This window comes from Stenotrophomonas sp. YJH_SMC_101-4 (genome assembly GCF_059370395.1).
In genome coordinates, this window is the sequence record NZ_JCAFTP010000002.1 from 418,051 (window position 1) to 436,481 (window position 18,431).

Sequence of the window (18,431 nt, forward strand, 5' to 3'; positions counted from 1 at the left end):
TCCCCCGCTTTCAGACAGGTTGCGCCGCATGTTCGAGTCCCTGACCCAGCGCCTTTCCGGCACCATCGAGCGCCTGCGTGGCCGCGGCCGCCTGACCGAGGAGAACATCCGCGAGGCGACCCGCGAAGTGCGCATCGCGCTGCTCGAGGCCGACGTGGCGTTGCCGGTGGTGCAGGCCCTGATCGAGCGCATCAAGGTGCGTGCGGTCGGCCAGGAAGTGCTGAAGTCGCTGACCCCGGGCCAGGCGCTGATCAAGGTCGTGCGCGACGAGCTGACCGCAGTGATGGGCGCCGAAGCCAGCGACCTGAACCTCAATGTGCCCGCGCCGGCCATCATCCTGATGGCGGGCCTGCAGGGCGCCGGCAAGACCACCACGGTGGGCAAGCTGGCCAAGCACCTGAAGGAAAAGCGCAAGAAGAAGGTGATGGTGGTCTCGGCCGACGTCTACCGTCCGGCCGCGATCGAACAGCTGAAGACCCTGGCCGAGCAGGTCGGCGTGCTGTTCTTCCCGTCCAGTGCCGACCAGAAGCCGGAAGCCATCGTCCGTGCCGCCATCGACGACGCGCGCAAGTCGTTCGTCGACGTGCTGCTGGTCGATACCGCCGGCCGCTTGGCCATCGACGAAGCGATGATGGCCGAGATCAAGGCCCTGCACGCTGCGGTGAACCCGGCCGAAACCCTGTTCGTGGTCGACGCCATGACCGGCCAGGACGCGGCCAACACCGCCAAGGCCTTCGGCGACGCCCTGCCGCTGACCGGCGTGGTGCTGACCAAGACCGACGGTGACGCCCGTGGCGGTGCCGCACTGAGCGTGCGCTACATCACCGGCAAGCCGATCAAGTTCGTCGGTGTCAGCGAAAAGCCGGAAGGCCTGGACGTGTTCCACCCGGACCGTATCGCCAGCCGCATCCTCGACATGGGCGATGTGCTGTCGCTGGTCGAGCAGGTCGAACAGCAGGTCGACAAGGACAAGGCCGCCAAGCTGGCCGAGAAGGTCGCCAAGGGCAAGAAGTTCGACCTGAACGACATGCGTGACCAGCTCGAGCAGATGCAGAACATGGGCGGCATCGGCGGCCTGATGGACAAGCTGCCGGGCCTGGGCAACATCCCCGACCATCTGAAGCAGCAGGTCAGCCAGGGCAAGGAAGTGCCGCGCATGATCGCCATCATCAACTCGATGACCAAGAAGGAACGGCGCAATCCGAACCTGCTCAACGGCTCGCGCCGCGCGCGCATCGCCAAGGGCTCGGGCGTGACCCCGGCCGACGTCAACAAGCTGATGAAGCAGTACATGCAGATGGAAAAGATGATGAGCAAGATGGCTGGCGGCGGCATGAAGGGCATGTTGCGCAGCATGAAGGGCATGATGGGCGCCATGGGCGGCCGCGGCATGCCGTTCCGTTGATGACGGCCCGGTCGCAGTCTGATGTAGCGCCCGAGCCTGTGCTCGGGCGGCGGCGCGCAGGCGACGCAACAAGCCGCCGGGCAGGCTCGACTCTACCCCCGCCCTGCGCGCACCATGGGGGCCTGTCCGAAACGATGGGCCGTCATGCAGAGTTCCGCTGTATCTTCCCGCGTCGAGGCGTTCTGCCGGCGCTTTGACGTTTCCGTTCCGATCCTGCTGGCACCGATGGCCGGCGCCTGTCCGGTGCCGTTGTCGGCCGCGTTGGCCAATGCCGGCAGCATGGGTGCGATGGGCGCGGTGCTGTCGTCATCTGCCGATATCGGTCGCTGGATGGAGGACTTCCGCGCGACCTCCACCGGCCCGGCACAGGTGAACCTGTGGGTGCCTGACCCCGTGCCGACCCGTGACGTTGCCGCCGAGGCCGCCAGCCGCGCCTTCCTCGCCCAATGGGGCCCGGACGTGCCAGCCAGCGCCGCCGATGCCACGCCCGCCGACTTCGAAGAACAGTTCGCCGCGCTGCTGGCGGCGCGTCCTGCGGTGGCCTCGACCATCATGGGCGTGCTGCTGCCGCGCCACGTGCAGCAGCTGAAGGACGCCGGCGTCGCCTGGATCGCGTGCGCGACCACGTTGTCTGAAGCACGCGCTGCCCAGGACGCCGGCGCCGATGCCGTGGTGGCGCAGGGCGTGGAAGCGGGTGGGCATCGTGGTTCATTCGATCCGGCGATGGCCGAGCGCCAGCTGGTCGGCCTGTTCGCGCTGCTGCCACGGCTGGCCGATCACCTGCACATCCCGGTGATTGCCGCCGGCGGCATCGCCGATGGCCGTGGTATCGCCGCCGCACTCACCTTGGGCGCCAGCGCCGTGCAGATCGGCACCGCGTTCCTGCGCACGCCGGAAGCGGCGATCGCCTCGGCGTGGGCCGATGGGCTGGCCGCCAGCGAACCGGAAGACACCTGGCCGACCCGTGCCTTCAGCGGTCGTCTGGGCCGTGGTCTGGCGACACCCTACGTGCGCGCCGCCGCCGCAGAAGGCGCCCCGGCGCCGCGTCCGTACCCGGTGCAGCGCGGCCTGACCGCGCCGATGCGCAAGCAGGCCGTGCAGGAAAACCGCCTGGCCGCGATGCAGGCCTGGGCCGGGCAGTCGGCATGGATGGCGCCGGCACAGCCGGCCGCAGACGTGCTGCGCGGCATGTGGAGCCAGGCGCAGGCACTGCTGCGATGACGCTGACCTGCAACGGCCAGCCGGCGCAGGTGGAGGATCTGCTGCCGGCGCTCGTCAACTACGGCCACTTCACCTCGCTGCAGGTGCGCGACCACGCGGTGCAGGGACTGGACCTGCATCTGGCGCGGCTGTCGCATGCCACGCGCGAGCTGTTCGGTAGCGAGCTGGATATGGCGCAGGTGCGGGCTTGGATGGTGCAGGCGCTGCGGCAAGCGGGGCAGGGCGATGCCTCGTTGCGGGTGACGGTGTATTCGCGCCACTTCGATTTCCGCAATCCGCTGGCGGCGGTGCCCGTGGACGTGCTGGTGGCGGCGTCCGCGCCGGTGACGCTGACCGCCTCCAAGCGTGTGCGCAGCGTGGCCTGGCAGCGTGAACTGCCGCAGATCAAGCACGTCGGCACGTTTGGCCTGTTCGCCGAGCGCCGTGCGGCGATGGCGGAAGGATTCGACGATGTGCTGTTCGTGACCGTCGATGGCGAAATGAGTGAAGGCAGCACCTGGAACCTGGCCGTGCACGATGGTGAACGGCTGCTCTGGCCGCAGGCGCCGGCCCTGCGCGGGACCGCCGAGGCGCTGCTGAAGCAGCATTGGCCGGGGGCGCAGGCCACGCAGCCATTGCGGCTGGCGGATATGGCCGGCGTGAAAGCCGCTTTTGCCTGTAACGCCAGCGGTCTGTGGGCGCTGGAGGCCATCGACGGGCATGTCCTGCCCGGCTCGCAGGCACTGGCTGAACAGGGCAGAGCGGTGCTTGCGGCGGTGGCTTGGGACGGTTTGGGGTGAAAAGCCCGCCGGGCATGGCCCAGCACTACCGTGAAGGCTGGTCACCCATGGGGTTGGCTCGGCCGGGCTCTGCCGCTATAATCGCCCGCTTACCTCGCCATCCTGGCGACTGGGCAATAGGAAAAACACCATGGTCAAGATTCGACTGACCCGCGGCGGCGCCAAGAAGCGTCCGTTCTACCACATCATCGTCACCGACGTGCGCAGCGCGCGCGACGGCCGCAACATCGAGCGCGTTGGCTTCTACAACCCGGTCGCCCAGGGCGCCGAGAAGCGCATCGAGCTGGACCTGGCCCGCGTTGACCATTGGGTCAAGAACGGCGCCCAGCCGACCGACAAGGTCCGCAACCTGATCAAGGAAGCGACCAAGTCCCAGGCCGCTGCGGCCTGATCCTGACGGGCCACGCTTCGGCGTGGCCCTCTTGGTTGAAGCAGATGAAAGATATCGAGCGCCGCATCCTGCTGGGCAGGGTTGTCGGCGCTTTTGGTGTGCGCGGCGAGATCAAGCTCGAGTCCTGGACCGAGCCACGTTCCGCCATTTTCCGTTACCAGCCGTGGATCGTGCGCAGCCCGTCCGGCGTGGAAACCACGATTCAAGGTGTACGCGGCCGCGACAGCGGCAAGCACCTGGTCGCCCGTTTCCCCGGCGTCGAGGACCGCGATACCGTCGAAGCGATGCACGGCACCGAGATCTACGTGGCCCGCAGTGCATTGCCGCCGCCGAAGCCCGATGAGTATTACTGGGTGGACCTGGAAGGCCTGGATGTGAAGACCACCGAGGGTGTTGCCCTGGGCCAGGTCTCGCATCTGTTCAGCACCGGCGCAAACGACGTGGTGGTGGTCCGGGGTGACCGCGAGCGGATGATTCCGTTCGTGCAGCCGGACTTCGTCAAATCGGTCGACTTCGAGGCCAACCTGGTCGTGGTCGACTGGGATCCCGAGTTCTGAGTGTGAGCATGCGTTTCGACGTCATCACCCTGTTCCCCGAGTTCCTCGCCCAGTCCGCTGGATTGGGCGTGGTCGGGCGCGCGCTGGAGAAGGGGTTGTTCAGCCTGCATGGCTGGAATCCCCGTGATTACGCTGAAGGCAACTACCGCCGGGTGGACGACCGTCCGTTCGGTGGTGGCCCGGGCATGGTGATGCTGATCGAGCCGTTGCAGGCCTGCCTGCAGGCAATCCGCGATGCTGATCCGACCCCAGCGCGGGTGATCTACCTCAGCCCGCAGGGTGCTCCGTTGACCCAGGCCAAGGTGCGGGAACTGGCGGCGCTGCCGCGCATGGTCCTGCTCTGCGGCCGCTATGAAGGCATCGACGAGCGTTTCCTGGAGGCCAATGTCGACGAGGAGATTTCCCTCGGCGACTACGTGCTGTCCGGCGGCGAACTGGGTGCGGCGGTGATCATCGACGCCGTGGCCCGCCTGCAGGACGGCGCCCTGAATGACGCTGAATCGGCGGCGCAGGACAGCTTCGAGGGTGACCTCGGCCTGCTCGACTGCCCGCATTACAGCCAGCCGGCCCAGCATCCGCTGGGTGACGTGCCGGATGTGCTGCGCTCGGGCAACCACGCGGCCATCGCGGCCTGGCGCCGCCAGCAGTCGCTGGTCCGTACCGCGCAGCGGCGCCCGGACCTGCTGGATGAACAGGCGTTGGGCAAGGCCGACCGCAAGCTGCTGGAGCAGGGCCGTCAGGCCCAGAAACACAAGGCCAGCCCCTAGCGCAGGGCTGGCTTTATCGGCTATCATGGCCAATTCCCGCCGGCCCCGGTCGGCGCGCGCAGTACCCAAAACAAACGTGCAGCACAGTCCGGTGACTGCATGAGCCTACGTTGTCGATACGACACGCCCACCCGAACAAGAATCGGTGTAACCCATGAGCAAGCTGAACAAGTCCATCGTCGCGGAATTCGAATCCGCCCAGATCACCCGTGAACTGCCGAAGTTCAGCCAGGGCGACACCGTTGTCGTCAACGTGAAGGTGAAGGAAGGCAGCCGCGAGCGCGTGCAGGCCTACGAAGGCGTCGTCATCGCCACCAAGAACGCCGGCCTGAACTCCTCGTTCACCGTCCGCAAGATCTCGCACGGCTACGGCGTCGAGCGCGTGTTCCAGACCCACAGCGCCATCATCGACTCGGTCGAAGTGAAGCGTCGTGGTAAGGTCCGCGCCGGCAAGCTGTACTACCTGCGTGGCCTGGAAGGCAAGGCTGCCCGCATCAAGGAAGACCTGGCTGCCGCTGCTGCCGCCAAGGCTGCCCGTCTGGCCGACAAGGCCTGATAAACAACTTCGGTTGTTGCCGCAACGGCCACCTTCGGGTGGCCGTTTGCGTTTCCGGCATCGCATCGGCCACGATCAGCTGATGAACGACATCAATCCGCGCTATCCCGCCGTGATCCAGTCGGCGTTGCGCTTCCTCGACGGCAAGGGGATGGCGCGCGTGCAGTCGGCACCGCTGCTGCATCGTCTGCTGTGGCGCATGGGCATCGCACTGCCGCCGCCGATCCTGGCGGGCTTCGGCACGAACGCGCTGGTGCAGGGCCTGCTGTTCGGGCTGTTCTGGACCGCGCTGATGTGGCTGATGCTGTGGCAGGGCAGCGAGCGCCCGCTGGCGCTGTTGCTGGTGGCCGGGCTGTTGGCCGGTGCGCTGTTCGGCGTGGTGATGGCGGCCCTGATGCGCTCGCTGCGCCGCCACCGCAAGCTGCCGGACTGGCGGCAGTTCCGCGCGCGGCAGGCGGACTGAGCCGATGGCGCACTGCGCCGTGACCGCCAGGTAAGGGTCGCGCTAGGCTGCGGTTCCATCCCGATGGACGTGCCGTGCGATGCCTGCCAAGCGAACCGCACCTTCCGCCGCGCCCACGCTGTTGTCCGGCGGCAATCCGCAGATCGCCAAGGGCGAGGGCAATGCCCCGGTGCAGGCGTATATCGCGGCGATGCCGGACTGGAAACGTCTGATCGGCGAACAGCTGGATGCGCTGATTGAACAAGCCGTACCCGGGGTGCACAAGGCGGTGAAGTGGAACTCGCCGATGTATGCGGTGGCCGCGGGCGAAGGCTGGTTTCTCAGCTTCCATTGCTTCACCCGCTACATCAAGGTGGCGTTCTTCCGCGGCGCTGCACTGACGCCCGTGCCGCCGGAGCCGTCCAAGAGTGCCGATACGCGGTACCTGCACATCCCGCAGGATGGCGCGCTGGATGAAGCGCAGTTCCTCGACTGGGTGCGCCAGGCCGCCGCGCTGCCCGGTGAGCGCATGTAACCCCGACGTTCTGGTTTCCTTTCCGACGAGAGCTGCTGATGGCCACGCATGCACCGAACCCTGCCGATGCCGGAACCCCGGCAACTGAACTGATCGATGCGCGCATCGCCGAGCTGGGCGACTGGCGTGGCGAAGTGCTGGCACGCGTGCGTGCGTTGATCCATGAAGCGCTGCCGGACGTGCAGGAAACCTGGAAGTGGCGCGGTACACCGGTGTGGGAGCACAACGGCATCCTGTGCACCGTCGAGACCTACAAGCAGGCGGTGAAGCTGACCTTCGCCAACGGGGCGGCGCTGGCCGATCCGAAAGGCCTGTTCAACGCCAGCCTGGAGGGCAACACGCGGCGCGCGATCGACATCCATGAAGGTGCGATGCCGAATGCCGCTGCGTTGAAGGCGTTGCTGCGCGCGGCGGCGGCGTTCAACGCGGCGAAGAAGAAACGCTGACCGCCTCCTGTAGCGCCGAGCCCATGCCCGGCTTGGAGGGCCGCGCCTGTGCGGACCAACGGTCCGCACCCACCTCAGCGCGGCGGAGTGGCATCCGGGTCGGCCACCGGTGACGGTGGGCAGGCCGGAATTTCCGACGGCGTGGCCAGTTCTTCGGCGTGCGAAGGCTTGCCCATCATCTTCGCCTTGCGCCAGCCACCCCAGCGGTAATACGCCAGCGACAGCAGCATCGACACCAGCGAACTGACCGGGAAGCTCCACCAGATCGCATCGGCGCCCCAGTACGGCTGCAGCAGCTCGGCGAACGGCACGCGCACGCCCCACAGCGAACCGGCCAGGATCAGCAGCGGCGGAATCACCGCGCCGGTGGAGCGCACCACGCCGGAGATCACGAAGCTGACGCCGAAGAACAGGAACGAGCCGATCACCACGTGGTTGAGGTGGCGGGCGATGTCCAGCGCCTGGCTGGCCGGCGGCAGGAACAGGGCCAGCAGCTGGCGATCGAACACCACCAGCGGCAGGATCAGCGCGCCGGTCAGCAGGAAATTGAACAGCACGCCCTGGCGCGCGGTGCCGCGCACGCGGTCCCAGCGCTGCGCACCGACGTTCTGCGCGGCCATCGACGAGCACGCGGCGCCGATCGCCATCGCCGGCATCTGCAGGTAGTTCCACAGCTGCAGCGCGGCGCCGTAGCCCGCGCCGGTGTCGGTACCGTACTGGTTGACCATGGTCATCAGCAGGATCACCGACAGCGAGATCAGCACCATCTGCAGGCCCATCGGTACGCCCTTGACCACCAGCGCCTTGAGGATGGCCAGGTCGAGCTTGAACAGGCGCATGTCGGCACGGCCCAGCCACAGCGTGTGGCGCTTGTGCCGCATGTACAGCAGCAGGCCGGCCAGCGACAGCGTCTGCGCGACCAGCGTGGCCCAGGCCGAGCCGGCAATGCCCAGCGCCGGGAACGGGCCCATGCCGAAGATCAGTACCGGGTTCAGCACGATGTCCAGTGCCACCGAGACCATCAGGAAACGGAACGGCGTGCGCGAGTCACCGGCACCGCGCAGCGCGGCGGTGAGGAAGGCGAACGCATACAGCGTCGGCATCGCCAGGAAGATGATCTGCAGGTAGGCCTCGGCCAGCGGCAGCGAGGCGGCCGGCGTGCCCATCGCCGCCAGCAGCGGATGGGCCATGAACCAGCCGGCGATGGCGATGATTACCGACAGGCCGATGAAGAAGGTGGCGCTGGTGCCGACCACGCGCCGCGCCTGCGCGATGTCGCGCGCGCCGATCGCCTGGCCGATCAGGATGGTCGAGGCCATGCCGAAGCCGAACACCGAGCCGATGAGGAAGAACATGATGTTGTTGGCGTTCGCGGTGGCGGTCAGTGCCGCCTCGCCGAGGAAGCGCCCGACCCAGACCGCATTCACCGAACCGTTCAGCGACTGCGCGATGTTGCCTGCCAGGATCGGCAGGGAAAACAGCAGGAGATTGCGGCCGATCGGGCCGGAGGTCAGGTCAATCGGCGCTTTGGCCATGGAGTGGTGATCGAATCCCGGGAGGCGCACACTAGCACCAAGCCGGTTTGCAGGATGTGGCAATGCATCAACGACTGCAGATGAAGCGGAGCGTGGCGCTGGCCTTGATCGGCGCCGCACTGGCCGCATGTTCGACAGGTGACCGGCTGGGCGATACCCAGGTGCGGCCAACCGACCGCCCCGAGTGCCTGGTCGGCAGCCAGCGCCAGGATCTTTCCGCCGGCGTACCCAGCCTGATCGGGGGCAGCGGCTGCCGCACCGATCCCGACAACCCGCGTCCCCTGAACAAGCGAACGGAGTAGTCCCTGCCGATGACCGAGCTTTCCCCGCTGTCGCCCAGTGTCCGCCTGGACATCTGGTTGTGGGCGGCCCGCTTCTTCAAGACCCGCAGCCTGGCCAAGCAGGCCATCGAAACCGGCAAGGTCAGCGTCGCGGGCCAGCGTCCGAAATCCTCGCGCGCGGTGCGTGTGGGTGAGCAGCTGCAGGTGGATCGCGGCGAGGAGCATTTCGAGATCCGGGTGCTCGGCCTGAGCGACCAGCGCGGGCCCGCACCGGCGGCGCAGCAGCTGTATGCCGAGAGCGAGGCCTCCAAGGCCCGTCGTGCCGAACAGCGTGCGCTGCGCATCGCCGCACGCGATGGGTTCCAACCGCCAGAGCACAAACCGGACAAGCGCGCGCGGCGGTTGATCCGCGCGTTGGGCGATATCGACGCGCTCTGACCGAACGGCGATTCCGGTGCATGGTTCCTATCGCGGCGCGAAAGGAGGCGTGAGTCACGGTGCATTCGGAAAGGGCGGGGCAGGCTGGAAGTCCACCTTCTGGAAGCCTGCCCATGCATCGCATGCTGTTGTGCCTGTCCCTGCTTGCCGCCGCGCCATTGCACGCGGCCGACATCACGTTCTGGGACACTCCGCAGCGCGGGGGCAACAGCATGAACATGTCGCCTCCGGACCGGAGCTACTTCGAGGCCCTGCGCGCGACCGGTGCGACCTGGGTACGGCTGGTACCGGACAAGTGGAAGGGGCAGGGCGGGCGTGACTTCCTGATTGGCAACGCCGACGACTACCGTAGCCTGGTTCCGGCCGACCTGGCCACGCTGCGGCGGGTGCTGGATGATGCCGACGCGGCTGGGCTGAAAGTGGTGCTGACTCCTTTGTCGTTGCCGTTGCTGCGCTGGAAGCAGCACAACGGCGACAAGGTCGATCCGCGCCTGTGGCAGTCCTTCGACAATCACGCGCCGGCCCGGCGCTTCTGGAGCGACCTCGCCACGGCATTGAAGGGCCATCCCGCACTGGCCGCCTACAACCTGATCAACGAGCCGGTTCCCGAGTATGGTGCTGGCCTGGCCGAGCATGCCTCGGCCGCGGCCATGCAGCAGTGGTACGCCGGTGTGGAAGACGGTCCACGCGATCTGCGCCGCTTCTATTCGGACCTGATCGCCAGCATCCGTGCGGTCGATGCGGACATGCCGTTGATGCTGGATGCCGGCTGGTACGCCGCTGCCGACGGTTTCAACTACTGGCCGGCGCCGCTGGCAGATTCGAAACTGCTGTACAGCGTGCACATGTATGAGCCGTATGCCGCAACCAGCGCGCCTAACCAGAAGCGCACCACGCCGTATCGCTACCCAGGCGTGGTGCCGTTTGGCGAACACAGCGAACGCTGGGATGCCGCGCGGGTCCGCAGTTACCTGCAGCAGCCGATGGACTGGGCGAAGACGCACGGCGTGAGGGCCAACCGCATGGTGGTCGGCGAGTTCGGCTGCATGCGGCGCTGGCCCGACTGCGGCCGCTACCTGCAGGACGTGCTGCAGGTGCTGGAGCAGGACATGGTGCACTGGGCCTTCTACGCGTTCCGCGAGGATGGCTGGGATGGCATGGACTACGAGCTGGGCGACAGTCCGCTGCCGTGGTCGTACTGGCAGGCGCAGGAGAAGGGGAAGACCGTGGCGCCGCCGCGTTCGATGAAGGCACCGCTGTTTGCGCCGATCCTGGAGCGGTTGAAGGCGGGCAACCGGTAAGACGCCGGGCATTGCCCGGCGCGTCCCATGGAGATGCCGATCACGCCGGGCCACGCCCGGCGGCGGCATCGTTCAGCGCTTGCCACCCAGCAGGCTGCCGCCGATCTTGAGCAGATCGCCCACGCCGAGCTGGCCGTCACCGTCCTGGTCCAGCAGGCTGCCGAGCAGGCCACCGGCAAGACCGCCCTGTTGCTGCACCTGCTGCTTTTCTTGGCCCAGGGCCTGGCTGAGCGAGCCGGCATCGGCCTGGCCGCCACCGAGGCGCTGGGCAAGGAAGGCCATCACGATCGGCGCGAGGATCTGCAGCAGCTGGCTGGTGCGGCCGCTGTCGAGCTGGGTGGCCTGGGCCAGGCCGGTTTCCACCTTCTGCTGGCTGCCGCCGAAGATGTGGCCGAGGATGCCGGCGCCATCGCTGGCGGCACCGCCGCCGCCGCCACCCAGCACCGAGCCGAGCACGCTGCCCAGGTCCAGGCCACTGTGGTTGTTCTGCAAGGCGCCGAGCAGTGCCTGCGCGCCCTGCGGCTGCGAGGCGTTGTTGCCCAGCGCGCCCATCAGCACCGGCAGCGCGGCACTGATCGCGCCGGAAGCCTGGGTATCGCTGATGCCGAGCTGCTGCGACACCTGCTGCAGCGGGGCGCCCTGCAACTTGGCGAGAAGTTCATCGGTCAGGCTCATCTGCGGGATCCTTGATTGGGGTTGGGCGTGCAGAAGGTACGACGCGGACCGTTAAAACGGCGACGCCGCCTCGCAGGGAGGCGGCGTGCCGTTCACGGGGGAGGGCGATCAGAGCTCGATGTCTTCGGCGCCCGGGGTGGCGGTGGGGAAGTCCGCTTCCGGCTGGGCCGGCTTGAACGGATCCGACGGCTGGCTGGCCAGCGCCTTCAGCGCCGCGGCCACACCAGCACCGTAGGCCGGGTCGGCCTTGCTGCAGTTGTCGATGTGGCGCTGCTTGATGAAGTCCGGCGCATCGCCCAGGGCACGGGCGGTGTTGGCGAACAGGCGGTCCTTCTGTGCCTGGTTGTAGCTACGGAACAGCGCACCGGGCTGGCTGAAGTAGTCGGCGTCGTCCTCACGGAAGTTCCAGAAGTCGGCGTCGCCGCGGATCTTCATCGGCGGCTCGCGGTACTCCGGCTGCTCCTGCCACTGGCCGTAGCTGTTCGGCTCGTAGTGCGGCAGGCCGCCGTAGTTGCCGTCCACGCGCATCGCACCGTCGCGGTGGTTGCTGTGCACCGGGCAGCGCGCTGCGTTCACCGGAATCTGGTGGTGGTTCACGCCCAGGCGGTAGCGCTGCGCATCGGAGTAGGCGAACAGGCGCGCCTGCAGCATCTTGTCCGGCGAGGGGCCGATGCCCGGCACCAGGTTGCTCGGTGCGAACGCGGACTGCTCCACGTCCTGGTACCAGTTGACCGGGTTGCGGTTCAGTTCGAACTGGCCCACTTCGATCAGCGGGTAGTCGCTCTTCGGCCATACCTTGGTCAGGTCGAACGGATGCACGCGATAGGTTTCCGCCTCCAGCTCCGGCATGACCTGGATGAACAGCTTCCACTTCGGGAAGTCACCCTTCTCGATCGCGGCGAACAGGTCGCGGCCGTGGCTTTCGCGGTCATGGCCGACCAGGATCTGTGCCTGCGCATCGGTCAGCGATTCGATGCCCTGCTGGCTGACGAAGTGGAACTTGACCCAGAAGCGCTCGCTGTCGGCGTTGGTGAAGCTGTAGGTGTGCGAGCCGAAGCCGTGCATGTGGCGGAAGCTGCGCGGGATGCCGCGGTCGCTCATCACCACGGTCACCTGCAGCAGGGCTTCGGGCAGCAGCGTCCAGAAATCCCAGTTGTTGCGCGCGCTGCGCAGGTTGGTGTGCGGGTCGCGCTTGACCGCCTTGTTGAGGTCGGCGAACTTGCGCGGGTCGCGCAGGAAGAACACCGGCGTGTTGTTGCCGACCAGGTCCCAGTTGCCTTCTTCGGTGTAGAACTTCAGCGCGAAGCCGCGGATGTCACGCTCGGCGTCGGCGGCGCCACGTTCGCCGGCCACCGTGGTGAAGCGGGCGAACATCTCGGTCTGCTTGCCGACCTTCTCGAACAGCTTGGCGCGGGTGTACTTGCTGATGTCGTGGGTGACGGTGAAGGTACCGAACGCGCCCGAGCCCTTGGCGTGCATGCGGCGCTCGGGAATGATCTCGCGGTTGAGGTTGGCCAGCTTCTCCAGCAGCCAGACGTCTTCCATCAGCAGCGGGCCACGCGGGCCGGCGGTCTTGCTGTTCTGGTTGTCCACCACCGGCGCGCCGAAGGCCGTGGTCATCGGCGTGACCGGATCATCGCCATGCTTCTGCTTGGGCGTGGTGCTCAGCTCGCGCTGCTGCTGGGCGCCTTCCGCAGGCGACGGCGCGGTGTGATACGGGCATTTGGGGCTGTTGTTATCGGACTGGCTCATGGCTGGCTCCTGCGGGTGAAGACGGGGTGGAACATCTTCACTCGACTTTAGCTAGCGCCAGATGAAATGAATAATCGAATGATTCGTTCAGGTTGATAGATTCTGTCAATTGAAACTCAGAATCAGATTTGCGAAATCTTTCGATGGGCCTCCTGCGAGGCAGGAGGCCAAGCGCTTGCGCTGCGGCTACAGCAGCGCTTTCAAGCGATACAACGCTTCCAGCGCCTGCTTCGGCGTCAGTTCGTCCGGATCGATGGCGGCCAGTGCTTCCTGTGCCTTGTTCGATGGCGCCGCGAACAGGCCGAACTGCTGCGGTGCATCCAATGCCTGTGGTGCCAGCTCGGCGGCATAGCTTTCACCGCCGCGCTGTTCCAGCTCGGCCAGGCGACGGCGCGCCTGCGCTACGGTGGCGCGCGGCAGGCCTGCCAGGGCCGCCACCTGCAGGCCGAAGCTGCGGTTGGCCGGGCCGTCCTTCACCGCGTGCATGAACACCAGCGCCTCACCATGCTCGACCGCGTCCAGGTGCACATTGGCAATACCGCTGCGGCCGCCTTCGTGCTGCTCATCGGCCAGCGCGGTCAGCTCGAAGTAGTGGGTGGCGAACAGCGTGTAGCAGCGGTTCTGGTAGGCCAGGTGGCGGGCCACCGCGTCGGCCAGCGCCAGGCCATCGTAGGTGGACGTGCCGCGGCCGATCTCATCCATCAGCACCAGCGAATGCGCGGTGGCGTGGTGCAGGATGTAGCTGGTCTCGGCCATTTCGACCATGAAGGTGGACTGCCCGCGGGCCAGGTCATCGCCGGCGCCGATGCGGGTCAGGATGCGGTCGATCGGGCCGATCAATGCGCGGCTGGCCGGCACGAAGCTGCCGATGTGGGCCAGCAGCACGATCAGCGCGTTCTGCCGCATGTAGGTCGATTTACCGCCCATGTTCGGGCCGGTGATGACCAGCATCCGGCGGTCCGGATGCAGGTCCAGGTCGTTCGGTTCGAACGGCTGCTCGCGTACCGCCTCGACCACCGGGTGGCGGCCGCGTTCGATCTTCAGGCACGGCTCGGCCTGCAGTTCCGGCCGGGCCCAGTCCAGCGCCTGCGCGCGTTCGGCGAAGGCGGCCAGCACGTCCAGTTCGCTGAGTGCGGCGGCGCACTGTTTCAGCGGCTCCAGCTGCCCGCCGAGGGTATCCAGCAGCTGCTCGTACAGGTACTTCTCGCGCGACAGCGAGCGGTCGCGCGCGGACAGCACCTTGTCCTCGAACGCCTTCAGTTCTTCGGTGATGTAGCGCTCGGCATTGGTCAGCGTCTGGCGGCGGGTGTAGTGCACCGGCGCGCGGTCGGACTGGCCCTTGCTGATTTCGATGTAGTAGCCATGCACACGGTTGTAGCCCACCTTCAGGGTGGCAATGCCGCTGCTTTCGCGCTCGCGCTGTTCCAGGTCGACCAGGAACTGGTCGGCGTGTGTGGACAGGCGGCGCAGTTCGTCCAGCTCTTCATCGAAGCCATCGGCCAGCACGCCGCCGTCGCTCAACTTCAGCGGCGGCATCTCGGCGATGGCGCTGGCCAGCAGCTGCGCGCACTCGTCGTGCTGGCCCAGCGCCGCATGCAGGGCCTGCAGGCGTGGTGAGTCCAGCGGGGCCAGCACGTCGCGCACCGCCGGCAGCAGGCCCAGGCCGTCGCGCAGGGTGGAGAAATCGCGCGGGCGCGCCGAGCGCAGCGCCACGCGGGTGAGGATGCGTTCCAGGTCGCCAAGGCGGCGGAACTGCTCGCGGATGTCAGCGTCGCTGCCGCGATCGATCAGGGTTTCCACCGCATGGTGGCGCTGTACCAGCACCTCGCGCAGGCGCAGCGGACGATGCAGCCAGCGCCGCAGCAGGCGGCCGCCCATCGGCGTCACCGTGCTGTCGAGCACGCCCAGCAGCGTATTGCGGGTGTCGCCATCAACACGCGTATCCAGTTCCAGATGGCGGCGGGTGGCGGCGTTCATCGCGATCGCCTCGCCGGCAGTCTCCATCGCGATGGAGGTCAGGTGCGGCAGGCGCTGCTTCTGAGTTTCCTCGACATAACCGAGCAGGGCGCCGGCGGCAGCGGTCGCGCGCGGCTTGTCATCGATGCCGAAGCCGCTCAGGTCATGCAGTTTGAAGAAGTTCAGCAGCTGGCGGCGGCCACTGTCGGCATCGAACAGCCACGGCGCGCGGCGACGCACGCCGGTGCGCTGGCGCAGGAACTCCGGCCAGTTTTCTTCGTCGGGCACCAGCAGCTCGGCCGGCTCCAGCCGTGCCAGCTCGGCTTCCAGGGCGTCGTCGGTTTCCACTTCGTTGACCAGGAAGCGGCCGCCAGCCAGGTCGGCCCACGCCAGGCCGTAGCCCTGCTTGCTGCGCGACAGGGCCATCAGCAGGGTGTCGCGGCGTTCATCCAGCAGCGCCTCGTCGGTGACGGTGCCGGGGGTGACGATGCGCACCACCTTGCGTTCGACCAGGCCCTTGGCCAGCGCCGGGTCGCCGATCTGTTCGCAGATCGCCACCGACTCGCCCAGTGCCACCAGCCGCGCCAGGTAGCCTTCATAGGCATGTACCGGCACGCCGGCCATCGGGATCGGTGCGCCCCCGGAGCTGCCGCGCTGGGTCAGGGTGATGTCGAGCAGGCGCGCCGCCTTGCGGGCGTCGTCATAGAACAGTTCGTAGAAGTCGCCCATGCGGAAGAACAGCAGCAGGTCCGGGTAATCGGACTTGGCCGCGAAGAACTGCTTCATCAGCGGGGTGTGTTCCTTGGACGCCTTGGCGTTGCTGGTGTTGTCTTTTGTATCAGTCACTTGGGGCGTTTCGCGTCTTGGCAGGGCGTCGGGGCGTGGCCACGCGCAGGCATGGCCGGAGAGATCATTAGTGTAGCGACCTGGGGCGGTCGATGATCCCCGGCACCCGCGCCAGGCCCGAGGCTGTCCGTGCGCCAACGCCTGCGCCCCGGCGCGGGCACTTTGGTTGATTTCCCCAGGGGCCCACGGTAGTGTCAGCCCCGGCGATTTCCGCCAAGCGGCCTCCATGGAAACCGGGGCGACTCACCCCGGGCGGGCGTTGATGGAAAGAACAAGCATGACTGCAGCCTGCATGGCCGCCGAACCTCGTTACACCTGGCGTACCGTCCTGCTGAGCATCCTGGTCGCCATCGTTCCGCTTGCCGGCTCCGCACCCTACACCTTGCTGAAGGCGGTGCTGCTGCTGGCCCTGCTGGTCACCGGCGTGGTTCTGATCCGCCGCCAGCCCGATGTCCGCCTGCGCTACCGCATCGCCCGGTTCATCGTGATCGTCTGCTTCCTGCGCCTGGCCTATGCCTTCTACAGCATCCTCTGGCACGGGCTGCGCTGGAACGAACTGGACCTTCCGGCACAGACACTGCTCTACCTGGGCACCGCTGCGGTGTTCGCCACTGCGCTGGACTGGCGCCTGATCTGGAAGATCTTCGCCCTGTCCACCCTGGTCTTCGGCGGGTCGTGCATCGTGCAGCACCACGTGATGGGCCTTGAACGCGCGCACGGTTTCAGTGGCGGCGAATGGACCGCCATCGAGTTCACCATGGTGACGTTGTGCATGGCGCTGTTCTCGGTCATCCGGTTGATCCAGCCCAATGTCCATCCGGCCGAACGCTGGCTGCACGGCGTGGCCATCGCCGTCGGCGTCTATGGTTCGATCCTGGCGCAGAGCCGCGGGCCGATCCTGGCGTTCATTCCCGCCATGCTGATGGTGATTGCGGTGCACGTCCGGCGCACCCGGCGCTGGCGGGGGGCACTGGCCTTCGTCGGTGCCCTGGTCATTGGCGTGGTCGGCGCCACCTCGGTGCTGAACCATGAGGTGATCCAGCGCTTCGGTGAGGTCAGCGGCGAGATCTCCGGTTTCAACCAGGAAAACGAGGTCGGCTCGGTCCGCGAGCGCATCGCCATGTGGGGCGTGGCCGTCGACGCCTTCGCCGAGCATCCCGTGGCGGGGGTGGGCCTGAACCAGTTCGGTACCTATGCACGTGAGGGCATCGCCCGCGGCGAGGTGTCCGAGTCGATCTTCCGCTACAACCACCCACACAACGAGTACCTGGAAGCGGCGGTGACCGGTGGCGTGCCGCTGCTGCTGATCATGCTGCTGGTCTTCATCCTGCCCGGCATCCATTTCGTGCGACGTCTCGGCCACGCCGACGACATCACCGCGATGATCGCCACCGCCGGACTTGCCGTGGTCATCGTCTATGCGCTTTCGGCGTTCACGGACAACGTGTTCTACCGGGCGATGCCGCATTCGTTCTATTTCTACCTGGTGCTGGGTTTCATGCTGGCGACCGCCTTGCCGGCGCGTGACCTGCTCCGGCCAGGGAGTCCCTCCTGATGGCGCATATCCATCTGCTGGCCGCCGACAACCAGCGTGGGCTGTCCCATGACATCCAGGTGATCGAGCGCTCGTTGCAGCAGCTCGGGCACACGGTGACGGTCAGCCGCCTGGACGCGGTCCGCAATGGTGGCGCCTGGAAACTCCGCGGAATGCGCCTGCGCAGGCTGCTGGCCTCGTGGCTGAGCCTGGGGCGCACGCCCGCCCGGTTCGACGTCAACATCTCGCTGGAACATGTCCGGCCGACGAGCTTCGGACTGGCCAACGTCAATCTGTTGATCCCGAATCCGGAATGGGTGTCCGCACGCAGCCTGCGGATCCTGCCGCGGTTCGATGCGTTGCTGACCAAGACCGAAGAAGCCACGCGCATCTTCAACGCGCTGGGCATGCGCGCGCTGGAAGTCGGTTTCTGCAGCCGTGACCGCTACGACCCGGCAGTGCCGCGCAGGCCGCGCAGCTTCCTGCATGCGGCCGGTACCAGCCGTATGAAGGGAACGGCTGCACTCGTCAATGTCTGGAAACGGCACCCCGAATGGCCCTTGCTGACCATCCTGCGCGGCGGCCCTTCGGACGAAGATGAGGGCGGTGCCGCGAACCTGAGAATCGTCCGCGAGCGGCTGCCCGACCAGGAGGTGCAGCGCCTGCAGAACGAACATGCGTTCCACCTGTGCCTGTCGCAGACCGAAGGCTGGGGCCACTATCTGGTGGAAGCGATGAGCTGCGGGGCGGTGGTGATCACCTGTGACGGCGCGCCGATGAATCAGATGATCGACGACAGCCGCGGCATCCTGGTTGCCGCGCACGAGGGCGAGCCCTGCCATCTGTCCAGGACCTGGCATGTGGATGAGAAGGCGCTGGAACAGGCCGTCGAGCGCGCGCTGGCGATGGATGAGGCCGAGTGGACCCGGCTGGGCGCCAATGCACGCGCATGGCACCTGGCCAGCGAGGTGGCGTTCCCGCGCCGTCTTGGCGAGGCCCTGGCCAAGCTCTGAG

General features: G+C 67.1%; 19 protein-coding genes. 15 read left to right on the plus strand and 4 right to left on the minus strand.

From position 1 onward, the window contains the following. Positions 1 to 28 precede the first annotated feature (28 nt). From ffh to AC5P8D_RS08170, 10 genes are all read left to right on the plus strand, one after another. Positions 29 to 1,405: a signal recognition particle protein gene (gene ffh / locus AC5P8D_RS08125; RefSeq protein WP_010483267.1), complete on the plus strand. Its 1,377-nt coding sequence runs from the start codon at positions 29 to 31 to the stop codon at positions 1,403 to 1,405. A gap of 144 nt (positions 1,406 to 1,549) precedes the next feature. Next, positions 1,550 to 2,626, plus strand: a complete 1,077-nt coding sequence (locus tag AC5P8D_RS08130) for an NAD(P)H-dependent flavin oxidoreductase (protein WP_057502589.1) — start codon at positions 1,550 to 1,552, stop codon at positions 2,624 to 2,626. Next, positions 2,623 to 3,405, plus strand: coding sequence for an aminotransferase class IV family protein (locus AC5P8D_RS08135; RefSeq protein ID WP_057502588.1), 783 nt, complete (start codon positions 2,623 to 2,625; stop codon positions 3,403 to 3,405). Before AC5P8D_RS08130 ends, AC5P8D_RS08135 begins: the two co-directional genes overlap by 4 nt. Positions 3,406 to 3,535: 130 nt before the next feature. Next, positions 3,536 to 3,796: a 30S ribosomal protein S16 gene (rpsP, locus tag AC5P8D_RS08140; protein WP_005415733.1), complete on the plus strand. Its 261-nt coding sequence runs from the start codon at positions 3,536 to 3,538 to the stop codon at positions 3,794 to 3,796. A gap of 44 nt (positions 3,797 to 3,840) precedes the next feature. Next, a complete protein-coding gene (gene rimM / locus AC5P8D_RS08145) occupies positions 3,841 to 4,353 on the plus strand; it encodes a ribosome maturation factor RimM (protein WP_043396669.1) in 513 nt (170 codons plus the stop codon). 8 nt (positions 4,354 to 4,361) lie between these two features. Then, positions 4,362 to 5,120: a tRNA (guanosine(37)-N1)-methyltransferase TrmD gene (trmD, locus tag AC5P8D_RS08150; RefSeq protein WP_043396666.1), complete on the plus strand. Its 759-nt coding sequence runs from the start codon at positions 4,362 to 4,364 to the stop codon at positions 5,118 to 5,120. Positions 5,121 to 5,274: 154 nt separating this feature from the next. Beyond that, the gene (gene rplS / locus AC5P8D_RS08155) at positions 5,275 to 5,676 is read left to right on the plus strand and encodes a 50S ribosomal protein L19 (RefSeq protein WP_005415736.1); all 402 of its coding nucleotides are present in this window, start codon (positions 5,275 to 5,277) and stop codon (positions 5,674 to 5,676) included. 82 nt (positions 5,677 to 5,758) lie between these two features. Next, entirely contained in the window at positions 5,759 to 6,139 is a 381-nt protein-coding gene (locus AC5P8D_RS08160) for a DUF6404 family protein (protein WP_099560464.1), read from the plus strand. 79 nt (positions 6,140 to 6,218) lie between these two features. Next, on the plus strand, positions 6,219 to 6,653 hold the full coding sequence (locus AC5P8D_RS08165) for a DUF1801 domain-containing protein (protein WP_043396661.1): 435 nt from the start codon (positions 6,219 to 6,221) through the stop codon (positions 6,651 to 6,653). A 38-nt stretch (positions 6,654 to 6,691) separates the two neighbouring features. Beyond that, entirely contained in the window at positions 6,692 to 7,099 is a 408-nt protein-coding gene (locus tag AC5P8D_RS08170; protein ID WP_159359914.1) for a DUF1801 domain-containing protein, read from the plus strand. 74 nt (positions 7,100 to 7,173) lie between these two features. On the opposite strand, the gene AC5P8D_RS08175 is transcribed toward AC5P8D_RS08170, so the two are convergent. Then, entirely contained in the window at positions 7,174 to 8,634 is a 1,461-nt protein-coding gene (locus AC5P8D_RS08175) for an MATE family efflux transporter (RefSeq protein WP_159359915.1), read from the minus strand. 62 nt (positions 8,635 to 8,696) lie between these two features. Between AC5P8D_RS08175 and AC5P8D_RS08180 the strand changes: the two genes are divergently transcribed. From AC5P8D_RS08180 to AC5P8D_RS08190, 3 genes are all read left to right on the plus strand, one after another. Further along, positions 8,697 to 8,936 carry a hypothetical protein gene (locus AC5P8D_RS08180; RefSeq protein WP_159359916.1) on the plus strand — a complete coding sequence of 80 codons (240 nt, stop codon included), beginning with the start codon at positions 8,697 to 8,699 and terminating at the stop codon, positions 8,934 to 8,936. A gap of 9 nt (positions 8,937 to 8,945) precedes the next feature. Beyond that, positions 8,946 to 9,353, plus strand: coding sequence for an RNA-binding S4 domain-containing protein (locus tag AC5P8D_RS08185; protein ID WP_010483238.1), 408 nt, complete (start codon positions 8,946 to 8,948; stop codon positions 9,351 to 9,353). 113 nt (positions 9,354 to 9,466) lie between these two features. Next, positions 9,467 to 10,654: a glycoside hydrolase family 5 protein gene (locus AC5P8D_RS08190; RefSeq protein ID WP_159359917.1), complete on the plus strand. Its 1,188-nt coding sequence runs from the start codon at positions 9,467 to 9,469 to the stop codon at positions 10,652 to 10,654. A gap of 72 nt (positions 10,655 to 10,726) precedes the next feature. On the opposite strand, the gene AC5P8D_RS08195 is transcribed toward AC5P8D_RS08190, so the two are convergent. The 3 genes from AC5P8D_RS08195 to mutS form a co-directional block, all read right to left on the minus strand. Next, positions 10,727 to 11,329 (minus strand): DUF937 domain-containing protein, encoded by a 603-nt coding sequence (locus AC5P8D_RS08195; protein WP_010483234.1) that lies wholly within the window; start codon positions 11,327 to 11,329, stop codon positions 10,727 to 10,729. Positions 11,330 to 11,437: 108 nt separating this feature from the next. Next, the gene (locus tag AC5P8D_RS08200) at positions 11,438 to 13,081 is read right to left on the minus strand and encodes a catalase (protein WP_425518135.1); all 1,644 of its coding nucleotides are present in this window, start codon (positions 13,079 to 13,081) and stop codon (positions 11,438 to 11,440) included. Positions 13,082 to 13,267: 186 nt separating this feature from the next. Next, complete coding sequence (gene mutS / locus AC5P8D_RS08205) at positions 13,268 to 15,823, minus strand: DNA mismatch repair protein MutS (RefSeq protein ID WP_201448463.1); 2,556 nt, start codon at positions 15,821 to 15,823, stop codon at positions 13,268 to 13,270. A gap of 352 nt (positions 15,824 to 16,175) precedes the next feature. Here mutS and AC5P8D_RS08210 point away from each other — a divergent pair, with 352 nt between their 5' ends. Both AC5P8D_RS08210 and AC5P8D_RS08215 read left to right on the plus strand, forming a co-directional pair. Further along, positions 16,176 to 17,438 carry an O-antigen ligase family protein gene (locus AC5P8D_RS08210; protein WP_235303970.1) on the plus strand — a complete coding sequence of 421 codons (1,263 nt, stop codon included), beginning with the start codon at positions 16,176 to 16,178 and terminating at the stop codon, positions 17,436 to 17,438. Next, positions 17,438 to 18,430, plus strand: a complete 993-nt coding sequence (locus AC5P8D_RS08215; protein WP_143994541.1) for a glycosyltransferase — start codon at positions 17,438 to 17,440, stop codon at positions 18,428 to 18,430. Before AC5P8D_RS08210 ends, AC5P8D_RS08215 begins: the two co-directional genes overlap by 1 nt. The last annotated feature ends 1 nt before the right edge of the window (position 18,431 follow it).